20 protein-coding genes are annotated in these 16,512 nt (G+C 68.3%); 17 read left to right on the top strand and 3 right to left on the bottom strand.

The window, feature by feature from the left end:
• Nucleotides 1-314: 314 nt before the first annotated feature.
• Entirely contained in the window at nucleotides 315-689 is a 375-nt protein-coding gene (locus HNQ61_RS19115; protein ID WP_170032020.1) for a hypothetical protein, read from the bottom strand.
• 51 nt (nucleotides 690-740) lie between these two features.
• Between HNQ61_RS19115 and abc-f the strand changes: the two genes are divergently transcribed.
• From abc-f to HNQ61_RS19060, 12 genes are all read left to right on the top strand, one after another.
• Nucleotides 741-2,441 (top strand): ribosomal protection-like ABC-F family protein, encoded by a 1,701-nt coding sequence (abc-f, locus tag HNQ61_RS19110; RefSeq protein ID WP_205761185.1) that lies wholly within the window; start codon nucleotides 741-743, stop codon nucleotides 2,439-2,441.
• Between the two features lie 219 nt (nucleotides 2,442-2,660).
• Entirely contained in the window at nucleotides 2,661-3,515 is an 855-nt protein-coding gene (locus HNQ61_RS19105) for a CPBP family intramembrane glutamic endopeptidase (protein ID WP_170032023.1), read from the top strand.
• Nucleotides 3,516-3,592: 77 nt separating this feature from the next.
• Nucleotides 3,593-3,823 carry a hypothetical protein gene (locus tag HNQ61_RS19100; protein ID WP_170032026.1) on the top strand — a complete coding sequence of 77 codons (231 nt, stop codon included), beginning with the start codon at nucleotides 3,593-3,595 and terminating at the stop codon, nucleotides 3,821-3,823.
• A 971-nt stretch (nucleotides 3,824-4,794) separates the two neighbouring features.
• Complete coding sequence (locus HNQ61_RS19095; RefSeq protein ID WP_170032029.1) at nucleotides 4,795-5,424, top strand: hypothetical protein; 630 nt, start codon at nucleotides 4,795-4,797, stop codon at nucleotides 5,422-5,424.
• A 4-nt stretch (nucleotides 5,425-5,428) separates the two neighbouring features.
• On the top strand, nucleotides 5,429-6,787 hold the full coding sequence (allB, locus tag HNQ61_RS19090; RefSeq protein ID WP_170032032.1) for an allantoinase AllB: 1,359 nt from the start codon (nucleotides 5,429-5,431) through the stop codon (nucleotides 6,785-6,787).
• Complete coding sequence (gene alc, locus HNQ61_RS19085) at nucleotides 6,787-7,788, top strand: allantoicase (RefSeq protein WP_205761187.1); 1,002 nt, start codon at nucleotides 6,787-6,789, stop codon at nucleotides 7,786-7,788. Before allB ends, alc begins: the two co-directional genes overlap by 1 nt.
• Nucleotides 7,785-8,294: a 2-oxo-4-hydroxy-4-carboxy-5-ureidoimidazoline decarboxylase gene (uraD, locus tag HNQ61_RS28335; RefSeq protein ID WP_205761190.1), complete on the top strand. Its 510-nt coding sequence runs from the start codon at nucleotides 7,785-7,787 to the stop codon at nucleotides 8,292-8,294. Before alc ends, uraD begins: the two co-directional genes overlap by 4 nt.
• A gap of 422 nt (nucleotides 8,295-8,716) precedes the next feature.
• Nucleotides 8,717-9,058 carry a hydroxyisourate hydrolase gene (gene uraH, locus HNQ61_RS19080; protein WP_170032036.1) on the top strand — a complete coding sequence of 114 codons (342 nt, stop codon included), beginning with the start codon at nucleotides 8,717-8,719 and terminating at the stop codon, nucleotides 9,056-9,058.
• 30 nt (nucleotides 9,059-9,088) lie between these two features.
• A complete protein-coding gene (locus HNQ61_RS19075; protein ID WP_170032040.1) occupies nucleotides 9,089-10,288 on the top strand; it encodes a urate hydroxylase PuuD in 1,200 nt (399 codons plus the stop codon).
• 96 nt (nucleotides 10,289-10,384) lie between these two features.
• A complete protein-coding gene (locus HNQ61_RS19070; protein WP_170032043.1) occupies nucleotides 10,385-10,825 on the top strand; it encodes a hypothetical protein in 441 nt (146 codons plus the stop codon).
• The gene (locus HNQ61_RS19065; protein WP_170032046.1) at nucleotides 10,822-11,433 is read left to right on the top strand and encodes a PIN domain-containing protein; all 612 of its coding nucleotides are present in this window, start codon (nucleotides 10,822-10,824) and stop codon (nucleotides 11,431-11,433) included. Before HNQ61_RS19070 ends, HNQ61_RS19065 begins: the two co-directional genes overlap by 4 nt.
• A gap of 88 nt (nucleotides 11,434-11,521) precedes the next feature.
• Nucleotides 11,522-11,710, top strand: a complete 189-nt coding sequence (locus tag HNQ61_RS19060) for a hypothetical protein (RefSeq protein ID WP_170032048.1) — start codon at nucleotides 11,522-11,524, stop codon at nucleotides 11,708-11,710.
• A gap of 113 nt (nucleotides 11,711-11,823) precedes the next feature.
• Here HNQ61_RS19060 and HNQ61_RS19055 read toward each other — a convergent pair whose 3' ends face one another.
• Nucleotides 11,824-12,486 (bottom strand): hypothetical protein, encoded by a 663-nt coding sequence (locus tag HNQ61_RS19055; protein ID WP_170032051.1) that lies wholly within the window; start codon nucleotides 12,484-12,486, stop codon nucleotides 11,824-11,826.
• A gap of 418 nt (nucleotides 12,487-12,904) precedes the next feature.
• Here HNQ61_RS19055 and HNQ61_RS19050 point away from each other — a divergent pair, with 418 nt between their 5' ends.
• Nucleotides 12,905-14,206 (top strand): PQQ-dependent sugar dehydrogenase, encoded by a 1,302-nt coding sequence (locus HNQ61_RS19050; RefSeq protein WP_170032054.1) that lies wholly within the window; start codon nucleotides 12,905-12,907, stop codon nucleotides 14,204-14,206.
• Between the two features lie 299 nt (nucleotides 14,207-14,505).
• On the opposite strand, the gene HNQ61_RS19045 is transcribed toward HNQ61_RS19050, so the two are convergent.
• Nucleotides 14,506-14,733, bottom strand: coding sequence for a hypothetical protein (locus HNQ61_RS19045; RefSeq protein WP_170032057.1), 228 nt, complete (start codon nucleotides 14,731-14,733; stop codon nucleotides 14,506-14,508).
• A 72-nt stretch (nucleotides 14,734-14,805) separates the two neighbouring features.
• On the opposite strand from HNQ61_RS19045, the gene HNQ61_RS19040 reads away from it, so the two are divergent.
• From HNQ61_RS19040 to HNQ61_RS19025, 4 genes are all read left to right on the top strand, one after another.
• Complete coding sequence (locus HNQ61_RS19040; protein ID WP_170032060.1) at nucleotides 14,806-15,051, top strand: helix-turn-helix domain-containing protein; 246 nt, start codon at nucleotides 14,806-14,808, stop codon at nucleotides 15,049-15,051.
• Between the two features lie 156 nt (nucleotides 15,052-15,207).
• A complete protein-coding gene (locus HNQ61_RS29275) occupies nucleotides 15,208-15,339 on the top strand; it encodes a hypothetical protein (protein WP_276510075.1) in 132 nt (43 codons plus the stop codon).
• Between the two features lie 45 nt (nucleotides 15,340-15,384).
• Nucleotides 15,385-16,026 (top strand): FMN-binding negative transcriptional regulator, encoded by a 642-nt coding sequence (locus HNQ61_RS19030; RefSeq protein WP_170032063.1) that lies wholly within the window; start codon nucleotides 15,385-15,387, stop codon nucleotides 16,024-16,026.
• Nucleotides 16,023-16,475 (top strand): hypothetical protein, encoded by a 453-nt coding sequence (locus HNQ61_RS19025; RefSeq protein WP_170032066.1) that lies wholly within the window; start codon nucleotides 16,023-16,025, stop codon nucleotides 16,473-16,475. The genes HNQ61_RS19030 and HNQ61_RS19025 overlap by 4 nt, the downstream gene beginning before the upstream one ends.
• Nucleotides 16,476-16,512: the final 37 nt, after the last annotated feature.

Genomic DNA, 16,512 nt, shown 5'->3' with positions numbered 1-16,512 from the left:
CGCGGCTCAGCACCTTGCCATTCGCTCGGGTCGCTATGACCAACTCCCCAGAGGACTTTCACCTCCAAGCTCCAGCCCATGCCGGGCACACAACGGGCGAGCCCCGCATCCAGGGAGGATGCGGGGCTCGTGTTTCCCAATTCCCTCGAAGAAAACCCGGCTGTTCCTCCAAGGCTTCTGCGGGGGGAGCCTGACAGCTGTATCGTGAAGCTTTCCGCCGTTGCCGCGCAACTTCAGTTGCTCAGCGGGCGAGCCGAACAGCCTGCACGGACTTTCTCAGAATCTGTATCAGGCAGCGTTGGAATGCCGGCCGGCTACTGCTGTGATCCCACGATGCACGCTAACGCGAACTGCACCCCGGCGATCAGGTAGACCGCGTTGCACAGGATTCCCGCTGCCCGCGCGATCCACGGGTCTTCCGACGCGCCGGACGCCGCGCCCAGGTAGAGGCCGCAGGCCGCCCCCAGCGGGATGGCGAGCCACAGAAGCGCGATCGCGTTCGCGGCCGCGTTGCCGATCCCTTCCGCGAGCAGCGCGGAGAACATCCCCATCCCCACCAGCATCACGGGCAGCAGGATGGCCTGCGCCACCAGCAGCGTGATGCAGACGCGGATGGAGGCGTACGGGCCGGCCGGGCTCCAGAACGGGGTGCGGGACGAGAGGCCGCGTACCACGGATGAGCGGTTCATCGATGCATCGGATCAGGGGGCAGACGGCCGGCGCGGACGGGGGGAGGAAATATGGCGGGAACGCTGTTATATTGGGGAATGATCTCCGTATCCAATCTCGAAAAGTCCTTTGGCGACCGCGTTCTGTTCCAGGACGCCGCCTTTCAGCTGAACCCGGGCGAGCGCTACGGCATCGTAGGCGCCAACGGGTGCGGCAAGACGACCCTGCTCAGCATTCTGAGCGGCGACACCGACGCCAGCAAGGGTACCGTCAGCATTCCCAAGAGCGCCCGCCTGGGGGTTCTGCGGCAGGACCAGTTCCTGTACGAGGACCAGCAGGTGCTGGAAGTGGCGCTCATGGGCCACGGCGAGCTGTGGGCCGCCATGGTGGCCAAGGAAGAACTGCTGGCCAACGCGCACGTGGAGTTCGACGCGGACCGCTTCAGCGAACTCGAAGAAACGGTGCAGCGCCTGGACGGCTACACCGCCGAGGCGCGCGCGGCCACCATCCTGGAGGGCCTTGGCCTTCCGGCCGAGGTGCACCGCCAGCCTCTGTCCACGCTTTCCGGCGGCTTCAAGCTGCGCGTGCTGCTGGCCCAGGTGCTGGCCGGCTCGCCCGATGTGCTGCTGCTGGACGAACCCACCAACCACCTGGACATCCTCTCCATCCGGTGGCTGGAAAAGTTCCTGCACGACTTTGACGGGCCCGTCGCCGTGATCTCGCACGACCACCGCTTTCTGGACAACGTCGCGTCGGCCATTCTGGACGTCGACTACCAGACGGTGACGCTGTATCACGGCAACTACACGGACTTCCTGGAACAGAAGGTGGAAGACCGCGACCGCAAGGAAAAGGAAATCGAGGGGCGCCAGAAGGTCATCGCGCAGCAGCAGCAGTTCGTGGACCGCTTCAAGGCCAAGGCCAGCAAGGCGCGCCAGGCCCAGAGCAAGCTCAAGATGATCGAAAAGCAGCGCGAGCAGCTGGAGGAGCTGCCGGGTAGTTCGCGCCGCTACCCCAAGTTCCGCTTCGTGCAGCGGCGGCCCAGCGGCAAGGACGTCATCCGCATCAAGGGAATCTCCAAGTCCTTTGGCGACAAGCACGTGCTGCCGGGGGTGGATCTTTCGGTGCAGCGCGGCGACCGCCTGGTGATCATGGGGCCCAACGGCATCGGCAAGTCCACGCTGCTCAAGATCCTCATGGGCGACCTCAAGCCGGATACCGGCGAGGTGGAGTGGGGATACGAGACGCACCCCGGCTACTTTGCGCAGGACCACCACGAGCAGCTGGGCGAGTCCGAGCGCACCGCCGAGGAGTGGCTGTGGGACTACTGCCCGGGCAAGGACCGCGGCTTCGTGCGCGGCCACCTGGGGATGATGCTGTTCAGCGGCGACGACGGCGAAAAGCGGCTTTCGGCGCTGTCCGGCGGTGAGGCGGCGCGCCTGGTGTTCAGCCGGCTGGCGCTGGAGCAGCCCAACGTGCTGGTGCTTGACGAGCCCACCAACCACCTGGACCTCGAGAGCATCGAGGCGCTGGTGCAGGGGCTGCAGACGTACGACGGCACGCTCATTCTGGTGTCGCACGACCGGTGGTTCGTGGGGCAGCTGGCCACGCGCGTGGTGGAAATCAGCCCCAAGGGAATCCGCGACTTCCTGGGCACCTACCAGGAATACGTGCACTCCTGCGGCGACGACCACCTGGACGCCGACACCGTGGTGCTCAAGGCCAAGCGCGAAGACAAGAAGGCCAAGCGCGAGCCCGCCGCGGCGCGCTGACTTCCGCGCTCTGCCGGGATCGATGAATGGAGCCCCGCGTCCCCGGACGCGGGGCTTTGTCGTTCCGCCTGCCGCCGTTGCCGCGACGGATTCACCTGCCTCGGGCGACAGGATCGGACGTTCCGCGGCCCACGTGAAACCCGCCGCGGGGCGCACCGTACGCTCCGGCGCGGCGCCGCACGCCGCAGAACGCCGCGCCCGCCCTCCGACGCCGCCCTCATGCCCCTTTCCGCACCCGCCCCTTCCGCCGCGCCGCTTCCCCGCCGCGGAGCCGTGGCCGGACGAGTCGCCCTGTTCTGGGGCGGATACATGGTGATCCTGCGCGCCGGAGGAATCGCGCAGGGGATGGTGCCGCCGCCGCTGCGGTCGCTGGTGTGGGGCACGGTGAGCGCGGCGGGCGTGCTGGGCCTGACGCTCGTGTTTCTGCGGCGCGAAGGGCGCGGCGCGGACAGCGTGGGCGTGCGGCCGGGCCGTGGCGGCGCGGGCAGGATGGCGGCCGGGGCGGTGATCGGCGCCGGGCTGTACGCCGCGCAGCTGGGGCTGTCGGCCGCGCTGGCGGGGCCCATCCGGCTGGAGCCGGCCGGCGGCGCGGGGGGGAACGCGGCGGTTCTGGCCGCGGCGACGTATCTGGCGCTCGCCTGCATGGAGGAACTCGGGTTCCGCGGATACCCGCTCCGCTCGCTGCATGCCCGGTTCGGGCTGTGGCCGGCGCAGGCCGCCGTGGCGCTGGCGTTCGGGCTGAGCCATCTGGCGTTCGGCTGGCCGCTCACCGCGATCCTGACGGGGGTGGTTCCCGGCGCGCTGCTGTTCGGCATGGCGGCCGTCGCGTCGCGGGGGCTGGCGCTTCCCATCGGGCTGCACGCGGCGTGGAACCTGGCCGACTGGGCCGTGGGGCGAAAAGACACAGCGGGATTGTGGACCCTGGTGGTGGATGAGGGGCTGCGCGGACGGATGCAGGCGGTGGGTGCGTTCAGCTACCTGGCCGTGCTGGGGCTGGCGACGGCGGGGTTCTGGGCGTGGCATCGCCGCGGCGGTGGACCGGGCGACGCGGCCGTGGCGCCCGCGCCGGGGTGAGGGCCGCGGTCGCCCCCCTTGACCGGGGGTGTTAGATTGTGTGCAGCGAGTTCACGTTCTCTCTCCGGAGGTCGGGTTTGTCAGGGATCGATTTCCAGGCCGAGATGGCCGCGTCGCTCAAGCGGCGCTCGGTTGAAACGGCGCGGGTGCTGCGCGAGGCGCGTGCGCAGGCCATCCGTACCTCGCTTCGCCCGGGGCCCACGCGGCTCGAGGTGGAGGAGTGCGCCGCCAGCCTTTATCCCCGCCTTGCCCCGGAGCTTCTGCTCGAGGCGGTGGAACTGGTCTGCGAGCGTAACGGCTCCCGCTAGACCGGCTGAACGTCTGTGAACGAGGCCCCGCATCCACCCGGATGCGGGGCCTCTTCGCGTCCGCCCGCCCCGGTTCGTCCCTGCCGCCCATGACCCGGCAACCGCCTCGCGCGCCCTGTGGCGTGACGATGGTTGATGGTCGATGGCGATACGCAGGCGGCGTCGATGCACTGCGTTGGGCGATGGCGATCGCTGACGATGTGCGCCCACGGGCGTAATTCCTGAGAGGGCGTGCGCCGGCCTCTCCGTCACGCCGAGGTCATGCGCGACCGAAGGATCTGCTCTCCGCCGAGCCAACGTCGCGACACGCACCGGGCCGGCGTTCCCTTGCGGCGCTCCGTGCCGCTGCCGCGCCCGAACTCAGGTGCAGCGAAGGGTAGATCCTTCGGCCCGCAGGGGCCCGCGCGAGGGCTGTTCCGGCGTGCCTGGGCCTCAGGATGACGCCTTTACGGCGTGAGCCGTCGTTGGGGCCAGTCTGAGCCAGGGTGGACTGGGTTTCTCATCACCTTCTCAGGATGACACGGTGCGGGGCGGCCGGACCCGATGCGAGGCGAGGCGATTGCCTGTCGTCCCGAGCGGGCGCGGGCCGCTTCCTTCGAGGTGGACGACGCATTGGCGCGGAGGGCGGCCCGCGCAACTCTGCCGCGCGCGCCGAAGCCGCCGATGCAGTCCGCGCAGGCGGACTTCGTGCCTTTCCAGCGGCGAATTCATTCGCTCCCGGACGGCCGACGCGCCAGGCTCGCAGACCCACGCCGATACTTCCGCCGCAGTCCGCGCAGGCGGACTTTGCGCCGTTGTTGCCGCGACTTCAGTCGCCCCGGTCCCCCGGCCGCGGTTCCACGAAAGGCCCCTCACCCACGCCCCACGTTCCCGTTACGCGGCGGCGGTGGTATCATTCCGTCCCGCGGCGGCAGCGCGGGGGGCGCGGCGCGCAAGGCGGCCGGCCGATTTGGAAATACAGGGTCAGGGTCATGGATTCAAAGATGGTGCTGGAGATCGTGGGATACGTGGCGAGCGTGCTGGTCGCCATTTCGCTGATGATGAGCTCCATCCTGCGGCTGCGGCTGATCAATCTGGTGGGGTCGGCCGCGTTCACCGTGTACGGCGTGCTGATCCACGCGTACCCGGTGGCGGTCGTCAACCTGATCATCGTGTTCATCAACCTGTACTACCTGCGGCAGATGCTGGGCTCGCGGGAGTACTTCAAGCTCCTGCGCGTGCGCCCCGACGCGGAATACCTGCGCTACTTTCTGGATTTTCACCGCGACGAAATCCACCGTTTTCTCCCCCGCTTCTCGCACACGCCGGCGGACGGGCAGGTCACCTTCTTCGTGCTGCGCGACATGGTGCCGGCCGGGCTGTTCATCGGCGAGCGCCAGCCGGACGGCGGGTTGCGCGTGCTGCTGGACTTCGTGATTCCGCAGTACCGCGACTTCAAGACGGGCACCTACCTGTTTCGCGACCAGGCGGACTTCTTTCGCGAGCTGGGCGTGACGGAAATCCGCAGCGAGCCCGGCAGCGACGCGCACTCCGACTACCTGCGCCGCATGGGCTTCATCCCCGGCCCCACCAGCGGGATGTACCGCCTTCCCATCGGCTGACGCCATGAACGGTCCCGTTCTCCTCATCCGCTCCCGCCGCGCGGTGCTTCCGGACGCCATCCGCGCCGCCGCCGTCCGCGTGGCTGGCGGCCGCATCGCCTCGGTTGAGGCGTGGGACGCGCCCGCGGACGGCGCGCACGTGGTGGACGCGGGCGACGACGTGCTCATGCCGGGGCTCGTGGATACGCACGTGCACGCCAACGAGCCCGGCCGCACCGAGTGGGAAGGCTTCGCGACCGCCACCCGCGCCGCGGCCGCCGGCGGGGTGACGACGGTCATCGAGATGCCGCTGAACAGCATTCCCGCCACGACCTCCGCGGACGGGCTGCGGCAGAAGCTGCGCGCGGCGGAGGCGCGCTGTGCGGTGGATGTCGGCTTCTGGGGCGGACTGGTGCCGGGGAACGCGGACCAGATCCGGCCGCTGTGGGAGGCGGGCGTCTTTGGCTTCAAGTGCTTTCTGTCCCCCTCCGGCGTGGACGAATTCGGCAACGTGGGCGAGGCGGAGCTGCGCGCCGCCATGCCCGTCCTGGCGGAGATCGGCGCGCCGCTGCTGGTGCACGCGGAGTGGCCGGCCGTGCTGGACGCGGTGGAGCGCCCGGTGAATGCCGATCCGCGCGCCTACGCATCGTACCTCGCGTCGCGACCGGCGCTGGCGGAAACCGAGGCGATCCGGGTGATGATCGGCCTGTGCCGCGAGTTCGGCACGCGCGTGCACATCGTCCACCTGGCGACGGAAGAGGGACTGCCGCTGCTGCGCGCCGCGCGCGCGGAGGGCTTGCCCATCACCGCGGAAACCTGCCCGCACTACCTGCACTTCGCCGCGGGCGAGATCGCGGACGGCGCCACCGAGTTCAAGTGCGCCCCGCCCATCCGCGGCGAGCACACCCGCGCGGCGCTGTGGGACGCGCTGGCCTCGGGCGCGCTGGACCTGGTGGCGTCCGACCACTCTCCCTGCCCGCCGCACATGAAGGGGCGGGACGCGGGCGACTGGTTCGCCGCGTGGGGCGGAATCGCGTCGCTGCAGCTGGGGCTCCCCGTCGTGTGGACCGGGGCGCGGGCGCGCGGCCTGGGCCCCGAACGGGTGGCGGAGTGGATGAGCGCGGCCCCCGCGCGCCTCGCCGGGCTGGCCGGGCGCAAGGGCGCCATCGCCGCCGGATGGGACGCGGACCTGGTGGTCTGGGACCCGGACGCCACGTTCACGGTGGACGCGGACGCCCTTCATCACCGCCATCCCGTGACGCCGTACGCGGGCGGCTCCTTTTCCGGCGTGGTGCGCTCGACGTACGTTCGGGGGCAGCGCGTGTACCACGATGGCCGCTTCGCCCCTGAGCCGGCCGGACGCACCCTTCTTCGCGATCGCTGATGATTGACTTCGAGGATCTGGCGGACCTTGCCTCCGAGCGGCTGGGCGGCGCCGTGCTGGCGGCAAACGATGAGTTCTTTGCCCCCAAGGAAGGGCTGCTGAAGCCCGGGCCGGCGGAGTGGCGGCAGGACGAGTACACGGAGCGCGGCAAGTGGATGGACGGCTGGGAAACGCGCCGCCACTCGCGGGACCACGACTGGGCGCTCATCCGCCTGGGCGTGCCGGGCATCGTGCGCGGCGTGGTGGTGGACACCAGCTTCTTTCGCGGCAACTATCCCGAACACTGCTCCATCGAGGCCGCCAACGTACCGGGCACGCCATCGCTGGAGCAGCTGGAGACCGCGTCGTGGGAGGAGATCCTTCCCAAGTCGGCGCTGGAAGGCGACAGCCGCAACCGCTTTCCCGTGTATTCGGAACAGCGCATCACGCACCTGCGCCTGCACATCTACCCGGACGGCGGCGTGGCGCGGCTGCGCGTGCACGGCGAGGTCGTTCCCGCGTGGACGCGGTTTGCGCGCGGCGGCGGCGAGGTGGACCTGGCCGCGCTGGAAAACGGCGGATGGGCGATGGCGTGCAGCAACATGTTCTACGGCGACCGGCAGAACCTGATCCTTCCCGGCCGCTCGCTGTTCATGGGCGATGGATGGGAAACGCGCCGCCGCCGCGGTCCCGGGTACGACTGGAGCATCATCCGCCTGGCCGCGGCGGGAGCGATTCACCGCGTGGAGCTGGATACGGACTACTTCAAGGGCAACGCGCCGGACCGCTGCACGCTGGAAGTGGCTAACCTGCCCGGCGCCACGGTGCGCCAGTTGACGGCGGCGGACGCGCCGTGGAAGCCGCTGCTCCCCGAAACGCGCCTGCATCCGCACACGCGCTACCGCTTCGAGGACGAGGTGCTCCCCGCGGGCGAGGCCACCCACGCCCGCATCAACATCTTTCCCGACGGCGGCGTGGCGCGGCTGCGGCTGTTCGGCACGCTGGCGGAGTCGGCGCGGTGAGCGGTCTCGCGCGGCTCAACGCGCTTCCGGCGGAGGACGCCGCGCGCGAGCTGCTCACCTGCTGCGGGTCGCGCGCGTGGGCTCGTTCGATGGTGGATGCGCGCCCGTTCGCCGACGCGGACTCGCTGCTGCGGCGCGCGGACGAGGCGTGGTGGGCGCTGGATGAGGAGGACTGGCGCGAGGCGTTCCGCAGCCATCCCAAGATCGGCGAGCGAAAGGCGCAGGCCGGGCAGACGGACCGCGAGCAGGCGTGGTCGTCCGGGGAGCAGGCGGGAATGATGACCGCCGCGGAGGCCACGCAGGCCGCGCTGGCAGAGGGGAACCGTACGTACGAGGCGCGCTTCGGGTTCATCTACATCGTCTGCGCCACGGGCAAGTCGGCGGATGAGATGCTGGAGATCCTCACCGGCCGCCTGGGCAACGCGCCCGACGCCGAAATCCGCGTCGCCGCCGAGGAACAGCGCAAGATCACCCGCATCCGCCTGGAGAAGCTCCTCGCCACGTAGCGGTTCTGGATGATCCACGGCCGTGCCTTGGCCGATCGCGGCGCCGTGGATCGCGCGCCGTGGATGGCGAGCGGTGACGGGATATGCGGGAGAGAGTGCCGGTGCGGAACGGGGGATCCGGCGCGGCCCGATACATCCAGGAGCGAATGAATTCGCCGCTGGAAAGGCACAAAGTCCGCCTGCGCGGACTGCGGCGGCCGCCTCCGCGCGGGCGGGATGATTCGGTGGACAGATCGGATTGCGATCACCCGCGCTCGTGGGATCCCGCATCGGCACTGGCCGCATCTACGCGCCCGGATTCCGGGAACGGCGTGAACCGGCTGCGCGCGGCGCGAAGGCAGACTTCGCGCCGTTATTGTTGTATTTTCAACCGCCCGCCACTGCCCCGGCGGTTCCGCGACTCCACATCCCAACGTCTGCTCATGAGCGCCATCACCACCCACGTCCTCGACACCTCCCGCGGCCGGCCGGCGCAGAACGTCGCCATCGTGCTGGAGTGGGTCGAGGGCGGCGCATCCCACGTCCTGGGCCGGGGCGCCACGGATGCCGACGGGCGCCTGCGCGAGCTGCTCCCCGCCGGCCAGCCGGTGCAGCCGGGCACGTACCGCCTCACCTTTCACACCGGCGCGTACTTCGCGGCCAGCGGCGTGGACGCGTTCTATCCCGAAGTCGCCATCCTGTTCGAGGTCCGCGCGGCGGGCGAGCACTACCACGTGCCGCTGCTGCTGAATCCGTTCGGCTACTCCACCTACCGCGGAAGCTGACATGCCGCCCCGCTCGCACTGCCCCCGCTCATGAGCCCCGCCATTCGCGAACTGCTGGACCTGGTCTTCCGCTGGATGCACGTCATCGCCGGCATCATGTGGATCGGCAACTCCATGCTGTGGAACTGGCTGGACCGCAACCTCCAGCCGTCCAAGACGGGAAAGCCAGGGATCCAGGGTGAGATCTGGCTGCTGCACAGCGGCGGATTCTACTTCATGGAAAAGGACCTCGGCGGATGGGACCGCGACCGCCCGCTGCACTGGTTCAAGTGGCAGGCGTACACCACCTGGCTCACCGGCGCGGCGCTGCTCATCGTGGTCTACTACGCCAGCGGCGGCGCGCTGCTCATTGACCCGGCCGTGGCGGATCTTACGCCTGGGCAGGCCGTGGCCGTCGCCGCGGGAAGCATCGTGGCCGCGTGGCTGGCGTACGACTTCTTTCTGGGCCGGCTGATTTCGCGCATGGGGAGGATGGGCGCCGTGCTGGGCCTGGGGCTGGTGCTGGCCGTCGCCTATGCGCTCACGCACCTGCTGAGCGGGCGCGCGGCGTATCTGCACGTGGGCGCCATGCTGGGCACGCTGATGGCGGGCAACGTGTTCCGCGTGATCATGCCCTCGCAGCGGTCGCTGGTGGCGGCCGTGGAGCGCGGCGAACTCCCGGACACCGCGCCCGCCAAGCGCGCCAAGGAAAGGTCCATCCACAACAACTACATGACCTTTCCCGTCATCGTGCTGATGGTGAGCAGCCACTTCAGCGACCTGTACTCGCACCGGTTGAGCTGGGTCCTGCTCGGGATTCTGGTGCTGGGCGGGGCCACGGCGCGCCACATCCTCAACGTCCGCTTCGGCTGGCCCCGCTGGAAGCCGGCGCTCGCCGCGACCTTTGCCGCCACGCTGGGCGCGCTCGCGCTGTTCACCGTGCGCCCCGCGCGCTCCAGCGCCTCGGTCGCGCCGGACGCGGCGGGGCCGGTGACGTTCGCGCAGGCCAACGCCGTCATCCAGAAGCGCTGCGCCGTCTGCCACTCCGCGGACCCGGCGGACCGCACCTTCGGCCCCGCGCCGGCCGGCGTGGCGTTCGAAACCCCGGAGCAGATCATCGCCCGCGTGGAGCGCATCCGCGTGCGCGCGGTAGAAACAAAGACGATGCCGCCCGCCAACAAGACGCACATTTCCGACGCGGAACGCGTCCTTCTGGGCCGCTGGATCGCCCAGGGTGCGCGGCGGGACTAGATGTGCCGTCCGTGGCGGAAAACATCCAGGGTGGACACGCTGGACAGTTGATGTATCTTTCGGGGAGCCTCAACACTTTCCCCCGGAGGATGTCGGATGAGATTGAACGCTGACTTTCTGGCCTATGCTCACGACGGACGTCTCGTTCTGGCGGCGGAAGCGCGCAACCGGCCCAGCGCAGGTCAGCGGTGGGCCGCGGAGTTCAGAAGAAACCTGCTGGCGGGCGGGGTGATCCCCGCGGCGCCGTTCTTTCTGCTCGCCCTGCGGGACAGGTTCTTTCTGTGGCGTCCGCAGGCGGCGGATCCCATGTCTCCGCCGGACTACGAGGCGGATGCTGACGATGTCCTCCGTCCATATCTTGTCCACCTCCGGCACTCGCTCGGCAGCCTTGGGAACGACAGCTTCGACATGCTCGTCAGCCTGTGGCTGGATGACGTCGTGCACGGGACTGCGGGGGAACAGCCGCTCTGGATGACGGCTTCCGGACTGGATCGTGAGCTGCGTGGCGGGACCATCGCCATGGCGCCGGCAACGTGATTGTCTATGCGGAATCGAACTTCCTCCTGGAACTCGCGTATTTGCAGGAGGAACACGAATTCTGTGAGCAACTCGTGGGATTGGCTGCCCAGGGTCGCGTTCAACTTCGCCTCCCGGCTTTCTCGGTCATCGAATCAAAGATGACTCTGAGCCGCCGCACGAGTGAGCGAAAGCAGTTCTCCCATGCGCTGACCAGGCAGATCCGAGAGCTTTCCCGTTCCAAGCCGCACTCGACCCTCCCCGCCCAGAGCAGTGGACTGGTCGCGGCGCTGCTCGGCAACGGGGAGGACGAACAGAAACGTTTGGAGAGTACACTTGGCCGGGTGACTGCTCCCGGAACGGTGATTCCCGTCACCTCACTGGTGCTTCAGCGTGCGAGGGCTGTTGAAGCGCGGTTCCGGCTTTCGTCCCAGGACGCAATCGTTTACGCGTCGGTCATTCTGGATGCCGAGCAGGTCCAGGGTGTGAAGTGCTTCGTGAACCGGAATTCCAGGGACTTCGCCGATGCGGAGATCGAAGCCGATCTGGCGCGCGCGGGCTGCAAGCTGTTGGTTTCATTCCGGGACGGCCTCGGATACGCCAGCCGCGTGGGACGTGCCGAGTTGTAGCGCCAGTTACGGCATTCCACTCCGTCTCCGGCACGCGCCCTGCCCTGCCTCATTCACAGCCGAAGCACCACCCCATCCGGAGACCGACATGGAACCGCAGGAGAACCGACTGCTCGGGCTTAGAAAGGCCATCAACACGCACCGCGAGGCTGAGGCCGCGCTGGGCGACCTGATCGCCAACACCCCCGGCCCCGGCGACGCCGAAATGCTGGCGCGCATCCAGGCCAACATCGCCACGCTGCAGGCCGAGTCCGAGATCGAGACTCCGCCGACCTGATGCGGCGGGTTAGATGACGAAAAACGGCAGGTCCTCTCGAGAAGAGGACCTGCCGTTTTTCATCGACCCACACGACCGTGCTGCCGCCGCGAGCCCGCCAGCAGCGATGGCGATCAGCGGCGGCGGGCCATGGTGTGCGTGGTGTACTCGATGGCCTCGCGCGGCGCGGAGGTGCGGTACAGTTCCATGATCTCGGTCAGGCGCGTGCGCTCGGCGTCGTCCACATCGGGGGCGTCCAGCATGCGCTGCAGGTCTGCCTCCACCTCGGCGCGCGTCTCGCTCTTGAGCGCCAGCATGGTCAGGCCGGTGAACGGAAACCGGTCAAAGTTCTCCGTCAGAAACTCGCGCAGCGCCGCGCTCCGCCGCAGGTGGAACATGATGGTGCGGTCGATGCCGCGCACCGGATACTGCGGAAACGCGGCCGAGTGCATGAGCGCCGAGGCGAAGTTGTTCAGGATCAGCTCCGCCATCAGCTTCACCTCATCCAGCGAGGCCTGGTCGCCGGGTGCCCACACCGCGCCGTCGTAGAAGTACGGGCGCAGGTGCGGGTGGTCCATCAGCAGACGCACGTAATCCGTCGTCTCCGTGATGGCACGCTGAATCAGGTGCAGGTCCGGCTGCTTCTGCGCGATCTCCAGCTGCCGCACCGCGGTGTCGATCTGCTCCTGCGCCAGCCGCAGCTGCCGCCAGAACACGGAAAAGTTCAGCAGACCCACCAGCACCAGCAGCAGAGTGCCCGCGAACCCCGCGATGCCGATCCACGCTTCAAAGCCCATCCCCCATCTCCTCCCGAAAAAGCAGCGATCCGCCAGCGATGCCGCCAGCGGATCCCGCGTCGTTTTTGCTCGATCAATTCCAACCGCTCCACCACACGCGCGGCCGGCTGTGCGGATGCAGATACCGCTGCCCGGCGCGGCGGGTTCCGTCCATCCCTTCGATGACGTGCGCCCCGGCCCGGGCGTCACGCGGCGCATTGCTCCATCTCTGTCCGGATCAGGATGGACCGGTGCCGTTCATCCTCCCCGGACCACACAGAGCGGTGGCGGATTACGGATCGTGGCCATGCGCGTGCGGCGACATTCATCGAACATTATACGCCACAGGACGCGCCGACCCACTTCTTGCAGCAGTGCTTCCGCGGTAGATGGCGAAAAACCGACTGAGCGCAACCGTTGAACAGCCCAGGGTAGATCCATGCGTGTTTCGAGTTTCCTGATTGCCGTGCCGCTCGCCGCCACGCTGCCGTTCGCGGCATGCTCCAGCACGCGCGAGGCATCCGCAGAAGAGGCCGCCGTTCAGGCCACGCCGGCGCAGACCGGCGCCACCGCCGCGGCCGACCCGGCCCAGTGCCGCCCGCTGGAAACGCGCCCGGCCAACGGCGCCGGCCAGCAGCCCGCCTTTCCGGGGCAGACCCGCGGCTGCGGCGTGCAGTCCAGCGCGCCGTACGACGTGCAGGTGGTGGCGCGCGGGCTCGCGAAGCCGTGGGCCGTGGAGCCGATGCCCAACGGCTCCTTTCTGGTGACGGAAAAGGGCGGGCAGATGCGCATCGTTTCCGCCAGCGGCCAGGTAGGGCAGCCCATCGCCGGGCTTCCCGCGGTGGACGCGCGCGGCCAGGGCGGCCTGCTGGACGTGGCGCTCAGCCCGCGCTTCGCTACGGACCGCACGGTGTTCTGGACGTTCACCGAGCCGCGCACGGACGGCAACGGCACCAGCGTGGGCCGCGGCGTTCTTTCCGCAGACGGCAGCCGGCTGCAGCAGGTGCGGGTGATTCTGCACACCATCCCGTCGTATACCAACAACATGCACTTCGGCTCGCGCCTGGCGTTCGGCAGCGACGGCATGCTGTTCGTGACCATGGGCGAGCGGTCCGACACCATCACGCGCCCGCAGGCGCAGCAGATGAACAGCCACTTCGGCAAGGTTCTGCGCATCACCACCGACGGCGCGCCCGCGCCGGGCAATCCGTACATCGGCGAGGCGCAGGTTCTGCCAGAAATCTGGTCCGCCGGACACCGCAACGTGCAGGCGGCGGCGGTGGACCCGCAGGGCGGGCTGTGGGTCATTGAGCACGGCACGCGCGGCGGCGACGAGGTGAACCACGTGCAGCGCGGTAAGAACTACGGCTGGCCCGTGCAGGCGTACGGCATCGAGTACCAGGGCGGCCCCATCCGTTCGCGCCTGGGCCCCGCGGCCACGCAGCGCGCCGGGATGGAGCAGCCTGTATACTACTGGGACCCGGTGATCGCGCCGTCGGGCGCGCAGTACTACACGGGGAGCATGTTCCCGGCGTGGCGCAACAGCCTGTTCATCGGCGGGCTGGCGAGCATGCGGCTGGTGCGGGTGCAGATGGAGAACGGGCGCGTGGTGCGCGAGGAGCACCTGCTGGCCGACCGCAACAAGCGCATCCGCGACGTGCGGCAGGGGCCGGACGGCGCGCTGTACGTGGTGACGGACGACCAGGCCGGCGAGCTCTGGAAGATCGTCCCGCGGCGGTAAAGGATGGAATGACGGTCTGATTCCGGCCGGTATGCGGCGGGTGCCAATCATGGCGCCCGCCGTATGTTCGTTGGTGGGTTGGGTGGATGATGGGCTGCGGGCGAGCAGTACAATCCGTCTCCGGGGAGAGAGTCGAAGCCGGCATGATCCGCGTCGGGATCCAAGATTGAATGTTGCGGCGGAGCATCCTGAGCGGATGAATCCGCCGCTCAGAAAGCGGGAACCCCCGACACGCCGCGCTGACGCGCGACGTTCGGGGCTTCAACTGCTTCATCATTCTGTACTCCGGCACCAGCAGGTCACGATGGCTCAGGGGCGAGCGCCTGATTTACCTGCCGGAGATCGTCGCCGAACTCCAGTATCGCCTCGGCAGTGAGACGGCTCATGGGCAGTTGGCTCTCCGGCGCGTTGCGCGCGAGTTCGATGGATGCGTACGCGAGCGCCTCGAAGGCACCAAACCGAAACTCCAGCATTTCCAGCATCCTCGCTGCCGAGCAGACCTTTCCGCGTTCGCTTCTGGTGAGCATTCGATCATCTCCTGGCCGCTTGCACCCTGATAGTTGGTGGACGCGGACGCACTCGCGCCGTAGCGTGGGCGCATGGCTCGCTACGATCCCGATCCACCGTTTGGCGCTGTGCTTCGGCGCCTTCGCACGGACCGCCGCTTCACGATTGAAGAGGCTGCCCAGCGCGGAGGCGTGACTGCTAACTATCTTGGCGATGTCGAGCGCGGCCAGCGCAATCCCACCATGAAGGTTGTCGCGCGTATTCTGGCCGGTCTCCAAGTCTCGTGGACACAGTTCGCTGAACTGCTCGACAATTCACCAGAGCAGAAAGCACCCTGATAGTTGGCCTCAGGATACGTGCTCCGCTACATTCCAGCAAGTAGAGCAGTTCTCCTGATGTTGTTTTGCGTGACTGGCGAGGGTTTGATGATCGCTCCGCGACCGCTTGCCGAAGTAACCCAACACGCGATTAAGGTCCTCTCCCGCGAGATGGGAGTGGCGGATACGATACGCTTCTTGAATCAGTTCGCCACGGGGTCCGGCAACTACACCGAGGAGCGGCAGCAACTCGCAAAGAGCCTCGTGCTGGACGACATCCTTTCCGAGATCAGGCACTCCGCACCGTAGTCGATTGAGTGTCCTCACCCCGTCGTTTTCTGCGTCGCATTACCCATGTACATCCCGTCATCCAACGCCGAGAACGATCCCGGCATCATCTTTGATTTCATCGAGGCGCATTCGCTCGGCGCACTGGTGACGACCGGTGCGGACGGGCTGTTCGCTACGCATCTGCCGCTGCTGGTGGATCGCACGCGCGGGCCGCACGGAACGCTGCAGGGGCACATCGCGCGCGCGAATCCGCATCACCGGATGGCTGATTCCGAGTCGGAGGCGCTCGTCATCTTCACCGGGCCGGACGCGTACATCACGCCGGCGTGGTACCCGGCCAAGGCGGAGCATGGAAAGGTCGTTCCCACGTGGAACTACGTGGCCGTGCACGCGCATGGAACGTTGCGCTTCATCCAGGATCCCGCGTTTCCGCACGCGCACCTGCAGGCGCTGACAACGCGCCACGAAGCCGGGCGGGATCAGGAATGGTCGGTAAGCGACGCGCCCGCGGAGTTCATCGCGGGGCTGGAGCGCGCCATCGTGGGCGTGGAGATCACCATCACGCGGCTCGAGGGAAAGTGGAAGATGAGCCAGAACCGCTCCGCCGCGGACATCGACGGCGTGGTGCGCGGGCTGGCGGATTCTGGTGATGAGGTGCAGCAGCGCGTCGCGGAGATCGTGGAAGCGCGAAGGCCGGCGCGATGATCGGCAAGGCAATCGCCGCGATCCGCCGGTTCTGGAATACGCCCACGTGGAAGGATCACGCGCGGGCGCACGGCCTTCTGCCCGTGATGGACATCGGCTGGGAGCGGCTGTACGCGGTGAATGCAGGCGGGCGGGTGTACTGCTCGGAAGGCGATTTTCAGGATCTCCACGAGGAAACCGACCCGTGGCGCCTCCATATGGTGCTGAGCCAGGCGGCGCTGCTGTATCCTGAAATCGATGGATTGGCGCCCGTCCGCACGGCCAGCGATTCCGATTGCGATCGGTGCGGGGGAACCGGGCAGTGGCCGGGCTCGCGCCGGCTATGCTACTGCGGGGGAACGGGTTGGCTCCCGGCCGGCGTCCACCCGGACCTGCACGGCCGCACCGGCGCGGAACCCGCGCTCGGCGAACGGGCATGGATCGCGAATCCTGATCCGCCTCCGCAGTGACCCACAAGAACATTGCGTCCGAAAACGTGCCCGGCTA

The organism is Longimicrobium terrae (assembly GCF_014202995.1).
GTDB lineage: Bacteria > Gemmatimonadota > Gemmatimonadetes > Longimicrobiales > Longimicrobiaceae > Longimicrobium > Longimicrobium terrae.
Note: the sequence above shows the minus strand (reverse complement) of the source record. Positions and strands in the feature narration are given on the sequence as shown.